Here is a 16,860-nt window from a genome sequence, read left to right as displayed (position 1 = left end):
GTATTCAGATGAATGACTCCATCTATCCCTCCGATGTCTATCCCGACGACGTCGAACACACAGCCGAGCAGTCCTCGCGATCCGGCTCGAGCGCGGCGAATTTCTCGAATCCCGGGAGGGAATGAAGGCGCACAGCTTCGCTGAGCCGACGCCGGTCGACTCTTCAGTCCAGATCGTCAGCGTTCATGTCGACGCGGTCGAAGTCGAGTGCTGCGGTCCGTTTCCTGTAGTCGGTGAACCATGCTCGTGGACATTGACACCGCGATCGCGGGTCGACGAGTTCGACGGTTGGGTTCACGGCGGGATGCCGGCATCAGGAGTCCAGACCGCCGGCGTAGTCCTCGGGATTCTGGTGGAGACCACCAGCTACGTGGAAGTCGGAAACCCGAAGATGTGGTTACCCGTCGAAGACAGCGAGACATATCGAAGGGTCGACGCCAGTCCTCGGTGGTTCCGCAGGTTCGGCGACTTCGACTTCGAGCCGCAAAATCGGATGGAGACCGGGTTGGTCGTCGAATTGGCCACCACCCGTGCGCCTTTCCGGTAGTCCCCACTACCGAAAAGGCGCACAGGGGGCCTGGCCCTAGAGAACCTTCGCCAGGAAGTCCTGGGTGCGCTGCTGCTGGGGATTGCCGAACAGGCTCTCCGGCTTACCTTCTTCGACGATGTATCCGTCGGCCATGAAGATGACGCGATCGGAAACCTCACGGGCGAAGCCCATCTCGTGGGTCACGACGACCATGGTCATGCCCTGCTCGGCGAGGTCGCGCAGCACCTGCAGAACCTCACCCACCATCTCCGGGTCGAGGGCGCTGGTGGCCTCGTCGAACAGCATGATATCCGGGCTCATGGCCAGCGCGCGGGCGATGGCGACACGTTGCTTCTGCCCACCGGACAGGCTGGCGGGCTTGGCATCTGCCTTCTCTGCGAGGCCGACCTGGCCGAGCAGTTTGACGGCGATTTCGCGGGCCTGTTCCTTGGTCGATCGCCCGGTCTGTACCGGAGCGAGCATCACGTTTTCGACGACGCTCATGTGGGGGAACAGGTTGAAGTGCTGGAACACCATCCCGATGTGCTGGCGAACCTTGTCGATGTCGACGTCCTTGTTCGTGAGGTCGAACTGGTCGACGCGCACGGATCCGGCGGTGATGTCTTCGAGGCGGTTGAGGCAGCGCAGGAAGGTGGACTTGCCCGAACCGGATGGTCCGATGACGCAGACCACTTCACCGCTCTTGATGTCGACGTCGAGGCCTTTGAGAACCTCGTTGTCGCCGAAGGACTTCTTCAGTCCCTTGACCGAAATCTTGACCTCGGTGTCTGACTTGCCCATGTTGACGGCTGTTTCGGTCACTTGTTGATCCTCTTCTCGAGGCGGTTCGACAGCTTGGTGAGCGCCATGATGATGATGAAGTACATGACGCCGATGATCAGCCACATGTTGAACGACTGGAAGTTGCGCGCGATGATGATGCGCCCTGTCTGAGTGAGCTCGGCGAGTCCGATGACCGACAGGATCGACGTGTCCTTGAGGGTGATGACGAACTGGTTGATGTACGACGGGATCATCGTGCGAATTGCCTGCGGCATGATGACTTTTCGCATCGACTTCATGTAGCTGATGCCCAGGCTTCGTGACGCTTCCATCTGTCCCTTGTCGACGGACAGGATGCCGCCGCGGACGATTTCAGCCATGTACGCGCCGGCGTTGAGTGAGAGCGTGATGATGCCTGCGGTGAAGGCGGACATCTGGAAATGCAGGGCTGCCGGGATGCCGAAGTAGATGAAGAATGCCTGCACCAACAGCGGTGTGCCGCGGAAGATGTCGACGTAGGTCGTGCCTATTCCGCGGACGAACACGTTGGTCGATACGCGGCAGAGGCCGAAGATCGCACCGAGAACCAGAGCGATCGCGATCGAGACGACCGAGAGAACGATCGTCAGCCACAGACCTTTGAGGAGTTGGGGGTAGGTGCTCTTGATCAAGCCGATGATCGAGTTGTCCGACGTCGATGCGCCCTGGCCGAGGTAGGTCGAGACGATCTCGTCGTACTGGCCGTCGTCGCGCAGGTTCTGCAGACCGGCGTTGAACATCTGGAGCAGTTCGGCGTTCTGGCCCTTGTTGACTGCGAAGCCGTAGCTCGCGCCCACCTCTTTTTCGGTGACCGTCTTGAGGCCGTTGCCCTGGGTGATGCCGTAGGCGAGGACGGGGTAGTCGTCGAAGACTGCGACGGAGTTTCCGGTGCGGACCTCGTCGTACATGCTGGCGGAGTCGGCGAAATAGACTGTGGTGAAGCCGTATTGGTCCTTGATGGACTCTGCGAAGCTGGCGCCCTCGGTGCCGTTCTTGACGGCGACGCGCTTGCCTTTCAGGTCTTCGTACGACTTCACGTCGTTGTCGGTCTCGAGAACTGCCATCTGGACGCCGGACTCGAAGTACGGGTCGGAGAAGTCGAACACCTGCTTGCGGGCGTCGGTGATGGACATGCCGGCGATGACGCCGTCGGCCTGTCCCGCCTGCACGGCCTGAAGCGCAGCGTCGAAGCCGAGCTGCTTGATGTCGACCTTGAAACCTTGATCCTCGGCGATCGCGTTGAGCAGGTCGATGTCGATGCCGACGAGTTTGCCGTCTTCGTTCTCGAATTCGAACGGGGCGAATGTCAGATCGGTGGCGATCGTGTAGGTGCGTCCGGGTTGCGCGCTCGCTATTCCTGGGGCGAACAGCGCTGCGATCAGCGCCAGCAGGATGGCCAGGATCGGCCACCTGGCATTACGTGGTCTGTCGAATCTTCTTCGCACTATCGCCCAGCTTTCTTCTGTCGCGCCCGGGATCGCCGGACTGCTTTGAACCAGACGAGAACATACTGCGCCCAGAGCTGAATCGATACACGGGTATCGGAGCGGGAAAGTGCAGAACACACGACACGCCGTTGCCGTTCCGTGACAAAAGTCGCATTTCGTTGTGATTTGGTTGCCGATGCAACGCTCGGTCGTTACCGTATTGTGATCGAACGTCGTCTGCCTTGGGATTTCCTGTGTCGCCTTTTGCCAAGATCAACTCCACGAAGTCACCACTTCTCTATTCAGTGGTGGGTGCGTTGCTTCTGACGCTCATCGTCGGAGGTGCGCTCGCCGTGGTTCGGCACAAGACGATCACCCTTGACGTCGACGGCGACATGATCTCGCTGTCCACGATGTCGAGCAGCGTCGGTACCGCCCTCGAGGACGCCGGATACCCGGTCGATCCCAAGGACGCTCTCGCACCCAGCGCCGATTCCTCCCTGTCCGACGGCGATACCGTCGTTTTGCGCCGTGCCCGTGAGTTGGCTCTGACCGTCGACGGTCAGCCGACCACAATCTGGACCACCGCATTGACGGTCGACGAGGCACTCAAGCAGGTCGATGTTTCCGACGACTTCGCAGTCTCGGCTTCGCGCTCGCATCGTCTGCCACTCGAACGTACCGAGCTCGACGTCGTCAGCCCGAAGACCGTCAGCGTCAGCGACGGTGGCGCTCCCGCGGCGGAGATCAAGCTCGCCGCCGTGACCGTCGGTGATCTTCTCGCGGCCAAGAATGCGCCGCTCGAGCAGGCCGACTCGGTTGTTCCCACCGCTGACACACCCGTTACCAACGGCCTGACCATCCAGGTCACCCGCGATCGCACGGACACCCGCGTCGAGACGCAGCCGATCGCGCCGCCGGAGAACAAGGTCGAAGACCCCGAGCTCGAGAAGGACAAGACCGTCGTCGAGAACCCGGGTGTTCCGGGTGAGCGCACGGCCACCGTCGAGGTCAAGACCGTCAACGGCGTCGAGGCCGGGCGAACCGAACTGTCCGCGACCGTGATCAAGGAACCCGTCGCAGCAGTGGTGAAGGTCGGTACCAAGCAGGCTTCCGCTCCTGCCGTTTCCAACGCGTCGACGTGGGACTCCATTGCGCAGTGTGAAGCGACCGGAAACTGGGCCATCAACACGGGCAACGGTTTCTACGGAGGACTTCAGTTCACCCAGAGCACCTGGGAAGCATTCGGCGGCGGTCAGTACGCAGCTCGCGCCGACCTCGCATCACGTGAACAGCAGATCGCGATCGGCGAGAAGGTCCGCGCCGGTCAGGGCTGGGGTGCGTGGCCGTCCTGCACCAGCAAATTGGGCCTGCGCTGACGCGGCCTCACTCCACACAGAACTCAGGAACCCATGTCACCGTTCGCCAAGATCAACTCGACCAGGTCGCCGTTGTTGTACTCGGTGATCGCCGCGCTTCTCCTGACGGTTCTCGTGGGTGGCGTTCTGGCCGTCGTCCGGCACAAGACCATCACCCTCGACGTCGACGGTGAACAGATCCGCCTGAGCACCATGTCGACCAACGTCGACGGCGCTCTCGAGGATGCGGGTTACCCGATCGGTGACAAGGACGCAGTTGCTCCCGCGGCCGACGCGTCACTGTCCGACGGCGACACCGTAGTGCTCCGTCGCGCTCGTGAGATCACGCTGACGGTCGACGGTCAGCCGCAGAAGCTCTGGACCACTGCCTTGACCGTTGACGATGCGCTCGAGCAGTTGGACGTCGCGGCGGATGTGCACGTGTCGGCGTCGCGCTCGCAGCGTCTTCCGCTCGACGGCGCTGCTCTCGATGTCCTGACACCGGTCGTCGCAAAACTGGTCGACGGCGCAAACGCAGCAGCAGACGTGCGTATCGCGGCGCCCACGGTCGGGGAGTTCCTCACCGCCAACGGCACCCCGCTCGAGCAGTCGGACACCGTGGTTCCGGCTGCCGACGCTCCGCTGACCGAGGGCCTCGAGGTCACGGTTACGCGCAACCGCACCGTGAACAAAGTCGAGACCTTGCCGCTCGATCCGCCGGATCAGCGCATCGAGGATCCGACGATGAACCAGAGCCGGACGATCGTCGAGAACCCGGGGGTTCCAGGCGTGCGTGACGTGACGTTCGCCGTGAATCTCGTCAACGGTGTCGAGGCCGGACGTACACAGGTATCGGAGACGATCGCCACACCGGCGCAGCCGAAGGTCGTGCGTGTCGGAACGAAGCCGGGCACCGAGGTGCCGCCGGTGGAGAACGGTGCGACGTGGGATGCGCTTGCACAGTGCGAAGCCACCGGCAACTGGGCTATCAACACCGGCAACGGTTTCTACGGCGGCGTGCAGTTCGATCAGAACACCTGGGAACGGCAGGGCGGGTTGAAGTATGCGCCTCGTGCCGACCTCGCAACCCGTGAAGAGCAGATCGCGATCGCGACGCAAACGCAGCGCACTCAGGGCTGGGGCGCATGGCCGTCGTGCTCGGGTCGCCTCGGACTGGGATAAGTTCTACTGGTGTCAGACGCCGAACAATCGAACGAACCCATCGCTACTCCGCGCGGGCAGGCAGCCCTGCTCGGTCCGGTCGAGGTGCGCGCTCTTGCCGAGGAATTCGGTGTCCGGCCCACGAAACAGTTGGGGCAGAACTTCGTTCACGACGCCAATACCGTGCGGCGCATCGTCACCACGGCAGGCGTCACACGTGACGACGTCGTTCTCGAGGTAGGGCCTGGTCTCGGTTCGCTGACGATGGCGCTGATGGACGTGGTCGATCGGGTCATCGCAGTCGAGATCGATCCCAACCTCGCGGCTCGCCTGCCGAAGACGGTGGCCGAGCGAGCGCCGGAGTTGGCCGATCGCCTGACCGTCGTCGAAGCGGACGCGATGCGTGTGTTGCCTGCGCAGATTCCCGGCGAGCCGACCGCGCTGGTCGCGAACCTGCCGTATAACGTCGCGGTGCCGGTGTTGCTGCACCTGTTCGCTTCGTTGCCGAGTTTGCGGACCGCACTCGTGATGGTGCAGGCCGAGGTCGCCGATCGCCTGGCGGCTGATCCGGGGAGCAAGATCTACGGTGTTCCCAGCGTCAAGGCCAACTTCTTCGGCGAGGTTCGCCGCGCCGGTGCCGTCGGACGCAACGTCTTCTGGCCGGTGCCCAAGGTCGAATCCGGTCTGGTTCGTATCGACCGGTACGCGGAGCCGCCGTGGCCGATGGACGAGAAGCATCGCAAGCAGGTTTTCGCGGCTATCGACGCCGCATTCGCACAGCGCCGCAAGACTTTGCGTGCCGCGCTCAGTGGTTGGGCAGGTTCGCCCGCCGAGGCCGAACGACGGCTCCTCGCTGCCGGTATCGAGCCACAGACGCGTGGTGAGATGCTCGACGCAGCAGCCTTCGTTCGGCTGGCTGGAGGCGAATAGCCCCGTGCGCGGTTAAGGAGTGCAGGGACTCCCTAACCGCGCACAGGGGGCTTGCCCCCTATTTGAACCGCCGCAACCTCAGGCTGTTGCTCACCACGAACACACTGCTGAATGCCATTGCGGCACCGGCGAGCATCGGGTTGAGTAGGCCGGCCGCGGCCAGCGGGATCGCAGCCGTGTTGTAGGCGAAGGCCCAGAACAGGTTGCCCTTGATGGTCTTGAGCGTCTTGCGGGACAGCCGAATTGCATCGGCTGCCGACCGCAGGTCACCGCGCACCAGGGTGATGTCGCTGGCCTCGATTGCAACGTCGGTGCCCGTGCCCATTGCCAGACCCAGATCTGCCTGAGCGAGGGCTGCCGCGTCGTTCACGCCGTCGCCGACCATGGCCACGACGCGTCCTTCCGCCTGCAGTTTCTTGACGGCGTCGACCTTGTCGGCCGGCATGACCTCGGCGAAGACGGTGCTGATCCCGACCTGATCCGCCACGGTGCGGGCAACAGTGGCGTTGTCGCCGGTCAGCAGGACCGGTTCCAGGCCGAGTGCCTTCAACTGCGCGATTGCTTCGGCACTTGTGTCCTTGACCGCGTCGGCGATCACGAGGACGCCGCGCGCCTGGCCGTCCCAGCCCACCGCGATTGCGGTCCGCCCGGCCTTCTCTGCTTCAGCTTTCGCCTCACGGAGATTTTCCGGCAACGGCATCGACCAGTCGGCCAGCAGTGCGTCTCGGCCGGCGACGACGGCATGACCGTCGACCATTCCCTGCACGCCGCGTCCGGCGACGTTCACGAAGTCCTCGACCGGAGGCAACTCGCCCACGACTTCGGTCGCGCCCTTCGCGATTGCTGCTGCGATGGGGTGCTCGGAGCGATGTTCGAGGGCGCCGGCCAGCCGAAGCACCTCGTCGACGGTTGTACCTTCGCCGACCACGGTGTCGAGCAATGTCATTTGACCGGTGGTGACGGTTCCCGTCTTGTCGAGCACGACGGTGTCGACTGCCCGGGTCGATTCGAGTACCTCGGGACCCTTGATCAGGATTCCCATCTGGGCTCCGCGGCCGGTGCCCACCAACAGGGCTGTGGGCGTTGCCAATCCGAGGGCACACGGGCACGCGATGATCAGCACGGCGACAGCAGCGGTGAAGGCCATCTCGATGGGGTTGCCGGTGCCGAGCCAGTAGCCCAGGGTCGCAACGGCAATCGCGATGACGACCGGTACGAAGATGCCGGCGATTCGATCGGCGAGGCGCTGAACTTCGGCCTTGCCGTTCTGTGCGTCTTCGACCAGTGCCGCCATCTGGGCGAGTTGGGTGTCGCTCCCGACGCGGGTTGCCTCGACGGTCAAGGTTCCGCCGACGTTGACGGTTGCGCCGACGACAGTGTCCCCGACACCGACTTCCTCCGGCACGGATTCGCCGGTCAACATGCTCATGTCGACGGCTGAGTGGCCTTCGACGATGATGCCGTCGGTGGCGATCTTTTCGCCGGGCCGAACGATGAAGGAGTCGCCCGCTGTCAGTTCTTCGGCGGGGATTCGTACTTCCACACCATTTCGCAATACCGCGACGTCTTTCGCGCCGAGTTCCATGAGCGCGCGTAGTGCGGCCCCGGACGTGCGCTTGGACTTGTGCTCGAAGTAGCGTCCGGCCAGCACGAACGTGATGACGCCCGCGGCAACCTCGAGGTAGATGTTGGCGCTGCCGTCCATCCGGTCGACCGTGAGTCTGAAGGCGTGTTTCATCCCCGCTTCGCCCGCGGTGCCGAAGAACAGTGCGTAGAGGGACCAGATGAATGCCGAGATGGTGCCCAGGGAGATGAGCGTGTCCATCGTGGCGGCGCCGTGACGCAGGTTGACCCATGCGGCCCGGTGGAAGGGCAGGGCTGCCCACACGATGACCGGTGCGGCCAGCGTGAGGGAGAGCCACTGCCAGTTGTCGAACTGGAGCGCGGGAATCATCGCCATCGCGATGACCGGGACGGAGAGAAGGGTCGAGATGATCAGGCGCGCGCGAAGCTCGCGCAGATCGCGATCCTGCGGTGTTTCCGCATCCGGGTCGACGGTGTCAGTCGAGCTGGGCGGCTTGGGGAGCGCGGCGGCGTAGCCGGCGTTCTCGACGGCAGCCACCAACTCCTCGACGGGTACCCCGTCCGGGAAGGTGACCTTGGCCTTTTCCGTCGCGTAGTTGACGGTGGCCGTGACGCCGTCGATCTTGTTGAGTTTCTTCTCGATTCGTGACGCGCAGGAGGCGCAGGTCATCCCGGTGATCGCGAGTTCGACGCTGCTCGAGTTGGCAGCATTGTCGACCGCAGTCGGTGACGTCATCAGTGCCCTCCCTCGTGATTGTCTGGAACTGAAGCTGTGGAAGTGCCTGCATCAACGGTGAATTCGGCGGTGCGAACCACACCCTTGTGCTGGAAGTCGAGGAACAGTCGGTAGGTGCCTTCGCTCGGCGCCTGCGCGTGGAAGGAAATGTCCGGACCAGGAGCTGTGACGCCGTCGCCCGGCTCACCCTCGGGGTGGACGTGCAGATAGGCGAGGTCGCCGGTGCGCAGAGCCACAAGGTGACCGTAGGCGCCGAGGTACGGGTCGAGATCGGTGACCGGGGCTCCGTCGCGAGCAACGCTCAGCGTGATCGGGCCGCCGGCAGTGCTCAGATCACCGTCGAGAGTCACGGTGTATCCGTCGACAGTTGCGGTCGCGCTCTTCGCCGGCAACGGCGCAGGAGTGAATTCGCCTGCCACGTCGAAGTTTCGGCCGAGTGTCAGTTGGGTGCCGTCGGTGGGATCGAAGTCCGCGAACACCCGGTAGGTGCCGGCGACGGGCCAGGTCCAGTCGATCGACCAGGTGCCGTCAGCGGCGAGTGAAGGATGTACGTGGCGAAATTCGCTCGTGTCGTTTCGGACGACGATGAGGTGGAGCTTCTTCTCGTGCAGGAGATCGAAATCGACGACGGGTGCGTTGTTGCCGTCGAGAATCCGGAATGCCAACGTTCCCTGCTCCCCGGCCCGACCGGGTGCGGTCACTTCGGTGAGTGTGTATCCGCCGGAGGAGACTTCGAGTCCTGCAGGTGTTGCGGAATCCATGCCTGGCATCGATTCGGTGGTTGATTCGTGGGTGCTGTGCTGGGTGGTGGACATGTCTATCGGGCTTCCGATTGCGGCCCCCACGCCGAGAGCGGCGCCGAAGACGGCGACCAACCCTACGGCGTAGGCGGCAAGTGTTGTCGAGGTGCGCACGGCTGACTCAGCTTGGTACGACTGTGTAGCCGGCTTCGTCGACTGCTGCGACGACGTCGGCTGCGGAGACGGGAGCATCGCTGGTGACGACGACGCGTCCGCTCGCCAATTCGACATCCACCTCGGTGACACCCGCGATGTTGCCGATCTCTTCCTTGACGGATCCGACGCAGTGTCCGCAGGTCATTCCGGAAACGGTGTATTCGGCGGTGGTCATCGCAGATCCTTTCGGTTGTGGAAAACTCATTTTACGGATACCCGGTGTAGGTATCGCTCTGCATCTGAAGGTACCCCCAGGGGGTATACCTGTCAACGGCTTGGGCAGTGACGAAGGCCTCAGGGAAGACAACAGGGCGGATGTGTGGTCTACTTGTGTTGGTCGTAAGTGTTTGTGTTTGTGTTTCCACGCTCGCAAATGGTTAGGTTGCGAGCGTTTGGACATCCTCCACGGATTTGTCTCAGAACGGTCGTAGTAAGTGACCCGGGCGGTCGAAGCGACTGCCTGTTGACACTGTGTTAGAGGAGATTTACATGGCAGAGGGCATCGTGAAGTGGTTCAACTCCGAGAAGGGGTTCGGCTTCATCGCTCCCGAAGACGGTAGTGCTGACGTCTTCGTTCACTACTCCGAGATCCAGAGTGGCGGCTTCCGCACTCTCGAGGAGAACCAGCGCGTGGCGTTCGAGATCGGTCAGGGCAACAAGGGCCCGCAGGCCACCGGCGTTACCATCGTCTAAGACGTCCATGTAAGTCGGGCAACCGACGCATGACGTACTGACAAGACCCCAGCTCTTCGGAGTTGGGGTCTTGTTGTATTTTGCGCGAAAAGTGCTGTCATGCATTGAGATACCGCTGAGCGGCTACTGCTGTTTCCGCCGCGATCGTGCGACATTCCTCGCGGAGTTCAGGTGGATTCACCACCGTGAAATCGGCGTCGAAGGCCCTGAGCCACTGTGCGATCGACCGCAGGGAAGTTCCCGAAAGCACTATGACGCAACGGCCTTCGTCGGTGGACTCCACTGATCCCCACTGTTCACTGACCATGGGTGCAATCTGCTCGATGGGTGCATGCAGTAGAACTGTTGCGCGCGTGGAGGAATAGGCACGAGCAACACCGCGCGAGACGAAGTCTGCTGCGCCCCCGGCCGGTAGGTCCCGGGGCGTGAATCGTGGACCGGTAGGGATCTTGGGTTCCATTCTGTCGACGCGAAACGACCGCCAGTCTTCGCGAGCGAGATCCCAGGCCACCAGGTACCACCGAACTCCCGACCTCACGAGTCGGTACGGTTCCACCTCGCGCCGACTCTGCGTCCCGTCGTGCGTGCTGTAGTCGAACCTCAGGCGTTCGTGGTTGTGGCACACCGACGCGATGGCGGACAGGACCGACGCGTCGACTGCGCTCGCTGCCGGCTCTCGCGGCACCACGTCGATCGACAGGGACTCCAGACGGTGCCGCAGTCTCGACGGCATGATCTGTCGTAATTTCGCGAGCGCGCGCATCGAAGCCTCGCCGATGCCGACCACGGATCCGGTCGCCCCGGACTGCAGAGAGAGCGCCACCGCGAGCACTTCCTCGTCATCGAGCTGAAGCGGGGGCATTTCCGCACCGGCTCCCAGGCGATATCCACCGCCGACGCCGACCGTCGCGTCGACCGGGTAGCCGAGATCGCGGAGGCGGTCCACGTCCCGGCGGACTGTGCGCGGGGTGATCGCGAGCTTGTCTGCGAGTTCGGCACCGGACCAGTCTCGACGCGTCTGGAGCAGTGACAGCAACCGCAGTAGGCGAGCCGATGTCTCTTTCATGGAAGGAAGTCTGCCAAACATTTAGGACCGTATGAGTCCGCAATTGATTCTAGGTTGGTCCACATCCGACCAGCCGAGAAGAAATTGGGGCCACATCATGAGTCGCGGAAACGACAGACCGATGATCGAGACGAAGGCGCTCACCAAGCACTTCGCCCAGGGTAAGAAGCTCGTGGAAGCCGTCAAGGGGGTCACGCTCGACGTAGCGGAGGGTGAGTTGGTTGCTTTGCTGGGACCGAACGGCGCCGGAAAATCGACGACGTTGCGCATGCTGACCACCTTGCTCGAGCCCACGTCCGGAAGTGCGCGGATCGCAGGCTTCGACATCGCTGCGGCGCGAAACGAAGTGCGCTCCAGCCTCGGATACGTCGGTCAGGGGAACGGCGCCGGCCATAACCAGCGGGTTCGCGACGAGTTGGTGACGCAGGGTCTGTGCTACGGAATGTCGAAGGGTGACTCGCAGGTCCGGGCCGACGAGCTGCTGGGTGATCTCGAACTCACCGATCTGGGCACTCGAAAGGTCAGCACATTGTCCGGCGGGCAGCGACGGCGGCTCGATATTGCGCTGGGTCTGGTTCATCGCCCTCCACTGCTGTTCCTCGACGAACCCACTACGGGGATGGACCCGCAGAGTCGGGCCAACCTCTGGGACCACATTCTCCGGTTGCGGCGAGAGATGGGCACCACGATCGTGCTGACCACGCACTATCTCGAAGAAGCGGATTCGATGGCAGAGCGGGTCATCGTCATCGACGAAGGCACAGTCATCGCCGACAACACCGCTACCGCACTCAAAGCGGATCTTGCAGGAGACCATCTTCTGCTCACCTTCGACAGCACCGAGGCTGCCGGCGTCGCAGCGTCGGTGGCCGAGCAACTTGTCACCGTTCGTGAAGTCGCCGTCGACGCAAACGTGGTGAGTATTCGTGCGGGCGAGGGTGATTCGACGCTGCCGGTGTTGTTGCGTCAAGCGGATGCCCGCGGTGCACGCGCTCTCACCGCCGACATCACCAGGCCGACTCTCGACGACGTCTTCCTCACCCTCACCGGCCGCAGTCTGCGCGAGAGCGCCGCCGCAGTCGCTTCCTAGAACCACTACGACGAACAGGAATCTGCCATGACAATCACACTCGACGCCCCACGTACCGTGCACGGCAACATTGTTCGAGACAGCGCAATAGTGATGGGCCGTGAGCTGCGCCCGATGTTGCGTGACCCGGTCAGCGTCATCTTCAGCCTCGTTCAGCCGCTGATCCTGCTGGCGTTGTTCGGGCCTCTGCTCAAAGGGGTCCCGGGTACCGGTGACGGCGTGTGGAATTGGTTCATTCCCGGTGTACTGGTGATGATCGCGATCTTCGGAACGACGATGACCGGTTCCAACCTTCTGATGGAGATGCAGCAGGGGTCGCACGAGCGCATGCTGGTGACTCCGCTCAGACGCTCGTCGTTGCTGATCGGGAGGGCGTGCAAGGAGATGGTTCCGCTTGCCGCGCAGGCGATTCTGATCATCCTGGTCGCGCTACCACTCGGGTTGGACGTCAACGCAGCGGGCGCCGCGCTCGGGATCGTCCTGCTCGGAGTTTTCGGCGTCGGACTCGGTGCGCTCTCGTATGCTCTCGCTCTGGCTGTGCGGGAGCAGGATTGGATGTTCTGGGTCGTTCAGCAGACGCTGATGTTCCCGCTCCTCATCTTGTCCGGAACCATGCTTCCGCTCGACGATGCGCCGGGTTGGATGAAGGTCCTCGTGAACATCAATCCGCTGGGCTATGTCGTCGACGCCGAGCGGGCACTGTTTGCCGGTGACTTCGCGTCGGGCAGCGTTCTGGCGGGAATAGTGGCCGCTGTGGGCGTTGCGGTCGTCGGTCTGGGCGTAGGTGTGCGCGCGGTGAAATAGCGTGGGTGTGTCGGCTGTCGGACGGGGCGCGGCGGACGGCGCCCCGGTCGCAGGTTTTCGCCCAGGTGTTCGCAGCGCCTATTGTTGTTCCTTGTGCTCTCCGTCGTTCCCCGCCCCGTAGTTGTCCGGGCCCCGTCAAAGGTGAATCTCCACCTTGCCGTCGGGGACCTGCGCGACGACGGTTATCACGAACTGACGACGGTGTTTCAGGCATTGTCGCTGGCAGACACGGTCACGGTGGCGCCTGCCGACACCCTGACCGTGCGGGTGATCGGCGACGACGCCGCGGCTGTGCCTACCGATCGCACCAATCTCGTCTGGCGTGCCGCTGAGATGCTCGCCGTCGAGGGTGGAGTGGCCCCGAATGTTGAGATCGTCATCGAGAAAGGCATTCCCGTCGCGGGCGGAATGGCCGGCGGGAGCGCCGACGCAGCCGCCGCGTTGGTTGCGCTCAACTCTTTGTGGAAGCTCGACTTCTCGCGACCTGATCTCGATGCCTTCGCGGCACGGCTCGGGAGCGACGTTCCGTTCTCCCTGCACGGTGGCACCGCGCTCGGAACCGGCCGCGGCGAACAACTTGTCCCCGTCTTGACTCGCCATACCTTTCACTGGGTATTGGCGCTGGCCAAGGGCGGCTTGAGTACGCCCGTCGTGTTTCGAGAACTGGACAAGCTGCGGGCCGAAGGTTCTCCGAAACGGTTGGGGAGCGCCGACGCCTTGATTCAGGCGCTCACCACCGGTGATGCTCATCTGCTCGCCCCGCTCCTCGGCAACGACCTGCAGGCGGCAGCGCTCTCACTCAACCCGGATCTACGACGGACGCTGCGAGCGGGCGTCGAGGCCGGAGCTTTGGCCGGGATCGTCTCCGGCTCCGGACCGACATGCGCGTTCCTCTGCGCGGACGCACAGTCTGCGGTGGAAGTGAGCGCAGAACTTGCTGGAGCGGGGGTGTGCCGCACCGTTCGCGTGGCGAGCGGACCCGTTCCCGGAGCACGAATACTCGACAATGCGGCAAAGGGACAGCACTGATGGCGAATCTGATCAATCTGGAAAACGTGTCGAAGTCGTTCGGCGTCAAGCCGTTGCTCGACGGGGTCTCTCTGGGCGTCGAGGAAGGCGAGCGCATCGGCGTGGTCGGCCTCAACGGCGGCGGCAAGACGACGATGCTCGAAGTCCTCGCGGGTGTGGAGCAGCCGGATTCGGGACGCGTCAGCCGCGTAGGCGGATTGCGGATGGCCGTCGTGACCCAGCGCGGAGTACTGCCTCCTGGCTCCACGGTCGGTGAAGTGGTCCTGGGGCCGCTCGGGGTAGCTCAGCACGAGTGGGCCGGTGACGCGCGCATCCGTTCGGTGCTCTCCGGAATCGGTATCGACAACCTGGGCGCCGGCGGCGAGCGGTCCGCATTGGACGCCAAGGTCGACGGACTGTCCGGCGGTGAGCGCCGCCGCGTCGCATTGGCCGCGGCTCTCGTTCAGGACCTCGATCTGCTGGTGCTCGACGAGCCCACCAACCACCTCGACGTCGAAGGTGTTCAGTGGTTGGCCGAGCACCTCGTTTCACGTCGCAGCGCGCTTGTCGTCGTGACCCACGATCGCTGGTTCCTCGATACCGTCGCCACCCGCACCTGGGAGGTTGTCGGTGGCGGCGTCGAAAGCTACGAGGGTGGCTACAACGACTGGGTGTTCGCCCGCGCCGAGCGCTCGCGTCAGGCCGACGCCTCCGAAGAGCGTCGACGCAATCTTGCGCGCAAGGAACTCGCATGGCTGCGCCGCGGTGCTCCCGCCCGTACGTCCAAGCCGAAGTACCGCATCGAAGCCGCGGAAGCCCTGATCGCCGACGTTCCGGCGCCTCGTGACGCGGTGGCACTTGCGTCGTTCGCCCAGCGTCGACTCGGCAAGGTTGTCATCGAACTCGAGGACGCGCGTCTGGAGACCCCCGACGGCCGCGTACTCGTCGAGGATCTGACATGGCGTCTTGCTCCGGGCGAGCGTGTCGGCCTGGTCGGCGTCAACGGCTCGGGCAAGACGACTCTGCTGCGGACACTGGCCGGTGAACTCGAGCCGGCAGCAGGCAAGCGCATTCAGGGGCAGACCGTCCACATCGGTTGGCTCAAGCAGGAACTCGACGATCTGCCGACCGACATGCGTGTACTCGACGCGGTCAAGGACGTAGCCGAGCGAATCACGCTGGGGGACAAGGAAGTATCAGCCGGTCAGCTTGCTGAGCGGCTGGGCTTCACGCCGGCGCGTCAGCGTACCCCCGTCGGTGATCTGTCCGGTGGTGAGCGCCGCCGTCTGCAGTTGACGCGTGTCCTCATGGCCGAGCCCAACGTTCTGCTTCTCGACGAGCCCACCAACGATCTCGACATCGACACGCTTCAGCAACTCGAAGATCTGCTCGACGGCTGGGCGGGCACCATGGTGGTCATCTCGCACGACCGGTACCTGATCGAGCGCATCTGTGACACCACCTGGGCCCTCTTCGGTGATCGCAAGCTCACCAACCTGCCCGGCGGTATCGAGGACTACCTGCGTCGACGTGCTGCGATGGGGGATGGTGACAATCCGTCTGTGGCTTCGACCGCGAGCGGTGCGTCGAAGAGCAAGCAGGTTCGCGACGGCGCTGCGGATCGCGCTGCACGTAAGGAGCTTTCGAAGCTCGAGCGGTCGATCGCGAAGTTCGACGACCGTGAGAAGAAGCTGCACGCTTCCCTCGCCGACGCGGCCACCGACCCGGACAAGCTGCAGAAGCTCGGCGCCGAACTCAAGCAGGTCATCGCTGACAAGGAAGCCGCCGAAGAGCAGTGGATGGAGCTGTTCGCGGAGCTGGACGGCTAGGGGAGCTTCGTCCCGAACTTCTCGAAGATTCGCTCTGGGTCCACGGTCTCCGGTTCTTGTCTGCGCAGCAGTGCGTCCAGAACGAGGCCGTCCAGCGCCGCGACCAACTCCGTTGCATCGGACGAGGTCATGCCGCGTTCGACCAAGATGTCGACAAACCGATCCCGACCACGCACCAGTTCCACTGCGAGGTCGGGATCGTGGAATGTTGCGACGACCAGTTCGTAACGTGCCCGGGTGCGGCTGGATTCGGGGCCCAGCCATCGGGCTACCTGTTGCTTCGGCGTCTCGCCCGGTCGAGGGAGATCGCCGTCCAAAAGGTGTTGCACCACTTCGGAGATCAGTCCGCGTTGGTTCGCGAAGTAGTGCCGCGCGCTGCCGTGTGGCATGCCTGCCTCGTCTTCGACGCCTCTCATCGACCATGCTCGAAACCCCACCCGACCTAGCAGGTCAAGCCCGGCGTCCAGAAGTGCTTCTCGCGTCGATTTCTCCACGCAGAGAAGATACCGTGATACGTTCTTCTCCACGTGGAGAAGTTGTTGAACTGGGTCGAACTCATCGGGGGTGAAGCATGGTCGTCTTTTTCGACATCCTGCTCGTGCTGTGCGTTGTCGCGATTGTATGTTTCGCGGGGTATGTCTTCTATCGCGTGATATTGGACGACTAGGTGAATGGTGATGTACTTCAACAGGTCTCGAGTCTCCGTGCTCTCGAAGTTGTCCGTTATGTCTCTGGTTATCGAAAGTGTGTTCGATTAGACTTTGAGTATGGACGGTCGGGATGCGTGGCAGCTGGATGGTGAGGACCTCAAGGGTGAGGTTCTGGATCTGGTGCGTGTCCGGCACGAATTGCAGTCGCGGATGGTGT

Annotated in this window: 16 protein-coding genes; 9 read left to right on the top strand and 7 right to left on the bottom strand. The window is 63.2% G+C overall.

Features of this window, described 5'->3' with window-relative positions; translation table 11 throughout:
* The first annotated feature begins 121 nt into the window (after positions 1-121).
* Positions 122-547, top strand: a complete 426-nt coding sequence (locus DBV08_RS10815; RefSeq protein WP_124567435.1) for a DUF6578 domain-containing protein — start codon at positions 122-124, stop codon at positions 545-547.
* A gap of 36 nt (positions 548-583) precedes the next feature.
* Here DBV08_RS10815 and DBV08_RS10810 read toward each other — a convergent pair whose 3' ends face one another.
* Positions 584-1,351 (bottom strand): amino acid ABC transporter ATP-binding protein, encoded by a 768-nt coding sequence (locus tag DBV08_RS10810; RefSeq protein ID WP_124567434.1) that lies wholly within the window; start codon positions 1,349-1,351, stop codon positions 584-586.
* The gene (locus tag DBV08_RS10805) at positions 1,348-2,796 is read right to left on the bottom strand and encodes an amino acid ABC transporter substrate-binding protein/permease (protein ID WP_095971037.1); all 1,449 of its coding nucleotides are present in this window, start codon (positions 2,794-2,796) and stop codon (positions 1,348-1,350) included. Before DBV08_RS10805 ends, DBV08_RS10810 begins: the two co-directional genes overlap by 4 nt.
* Positions 2,797-3,032: 236 nt before the next feature.
* Between DBV08_RS10805 and DBV08_RS10800 the strand changes: the two genes are divergently transcribed.
* From DBV08_RS10800 to rsmA, 3 genes are read left to right on the top strand one after another with little or no spacing between them, the layout of a single operon-like run.
* Entirely contained in the window at positions 3,033-4,157 is a 1,125-nt protein-coding gene (locus DBV08_RS10800) for a resuscitation-promoting factor (RefSeq protein ID WP_095971036.1), read from the top strand.
* Positions 4,158-4,190: 33 nt separating this feature from the next.
* Complete coding sequence (locus tag DBV08_RS10795; RefSeq protein ID WP_124567433.1) at positions 4,191-5,318, top strand: resuscitation-promoting factor; 1,128 nt, start codon at positions 4,191-4,193, stop codon at positions 5,316-5,318.
* Positions 5,319-5,327: 9 nt separating this feature from the next.
* Positions 5,328-6,227 (top strand): 16S rRNA (adenine(1518)-N(6)/adenine(1519)-N(6))-dimethyltransferase RsmA, encoded by a 900-nt coding sequence (rsmA, locus tag DBV08_RS10790; protein WP_124567432.1) that lies wholly within the window; start codon positions 5,328-5,330, stop codon positions 6,225-6,227.
* A gap of 58 nt (positions 6,228-6,285) precedes the next feature.
* Here rsmA and DBV08_RS10785 read toward each other — a convergent pair whose 3' ends face one another.
* Genes DBV08_RS10785 through DBV08_RS10775 form a run of 3 tightly spaced genes read right to left on the bottom strand, consistent with a single transcriptional unit; the run spans position 6,286 to position 9,678 of the window.
* On the bottom strand, positions 6,286-8,547 hold the full coding sequence (locus tag DBV08_RS10785; RefSeq protein ID WP_124567431.1) for a cation-translocating P-type ATPase: 2,262 nt from the start codon (positions 8,545-8,547) through the stop codon (positions 6,286-6,288).
* Complete coding sequence (locus DBV08_RS10780; RefSeq protein ID WP_095971033.1) at positions 8,547-9,461, bottom strand: hypothetical protein; 915 nt, start codon at positions 9,459-9,461, stop codon at positions 8,547-8,549. Before DBV08_RS10780 ends, DBV08_RS10785 begins: the two co-directional genes overlap by 1 nt.
* Positions 9,462-9,468: 7 nt before the next feature.
* Positions 9,469-9,678 (bottom strand): heavy-metal-associated domain-containing protein, encoded by a 210-nt coding sequence (locus DBV08_RS10775; RefSeq protein ID WP_124567430.1) that lies wholly within the window; start codon positions 9,676-9,678, stop codon positions 9,469-9,471.
* 314 nt (positions 9,679-9,992) lie between these two features.
* Here DBV08_RS10775 and DBV08_RS10770 point away from each other — a divergent pair, with 314 nt between their 5' ends.
* Positions 9,993-10,196, top strand: a complete 204-nt coding sequence (locus DBV08_RS10770; protein ID WP_003946232.1) for a cold-shock protein — start codon at positions 9,993-9,995, stop codon at positions 10,194-10,196.
* A gap of 97 nt (positions 10,197-10,293) precedes the next feature.
* Here DBV08_RS10770 and DBV08_RS10765 read toward each other — a convergent pair whose 3' ends face one another.
* Positions 10,294-11,262: a YafY family protein gene (locus tag DBV08_RS10765; protein WP_124567429.1), complete on the bottom strand. Its 969-nt coding sequence runs from the start codon at positions 11,260-11,262 to the stop codon at positions 10,294-10,296.
* 97 nt (positions 11,263-11,359) lie between these two features.
* Between DBV08_RS10765 and DBV08_RS10760 the strand changes: the two genes are divergently transcribed.
* From DBV08_RS10760 to DBV08_RS10745, 4 genes are all read left to right on the top strand, one after another.
* Positions 11,360-12,352 (top strand): ATP-binding cassette domain-containing protein, encoded by a 993-nt coding sequence (locus DBV08_RS10760; protein ID WP_095971030.1) that lies wholly within the window; start codon positions 11,360-11,362, stop codon positions 12,350-12,352.
* Positions 12,353-12,379: 27 nt separating this feature from the next.
* Positions 12,380-13,156: an ABC transporter permease gene (locus DBV08_RS10755; RefSeq protein WP_124567428.1), complete on the top strand. Its 777-nt coding sequence runs from the start codon at positions 12,380-12,382 to the stop codon at positions 13,154-13,156.
* A gap of 93 nt (positions 13,157-13,249) precedes the next feature.
* Entirely contained in the window at positions 13,250-14,185 is a 936-nt protein-coding gene (locus DBV08_RS10750; protein ID WP_095971028.1) for a 4-(cytidine 5'-diphospho)-2-C-methyl-D-erythritol kinase, read from the top strand.
* Positions 14,185-15,993: an ABC-F family ATP-binding cassette domain-containing protein gene (locus tag DBV08_RS10745; protein WP_003946255.1), complete on the top strand. Its 1,809-nt coding sequence runs from the start codon at positions 14,185-14,187 to the stop codon at positions 15,991-15,993. The genes DBV08_RS10750 and DBV08_RS10745 overlap by 1 nt, the downstream gene beginning before the upstream one ends.
* Here DBV08_RS10745 and DBV08_RS10740 read toward each other — a convergent pair.
* Positions 15,990-16,487 (bottom strand): TetR/AcrR family transcriptional regulator, encoded by a 498-nt coding sequence (locus DBV08_RS10740; protein WP_124567427.1) that lies wholly within the window; start codon positions 16,485-16,487, stop codon positions 15,990-15,992. The genes DBV08_RS10745 and DBV08_RS10740 overlap by 4 nt on opposite strands.
* Positions 16,488-16,860: the final 373 nt, after the last annotated feature.

The sequence above is a fragment of the Rhodococcus sp. KBW08 genome (assembly GCF_003852455.1).
Classification (GTDB): domain Bacteria; phylum Actinomycetota; class Actinomycetes; order Mycobacteriales; family Mycobacteriaceae; genus Rhodococcus_F; species Rhodococcus_F baikonurensis.
Note: the sequence above shows the minus strand (reverse complement) of the source record. Positions and strands in the feature narration are given on the sequence as shown.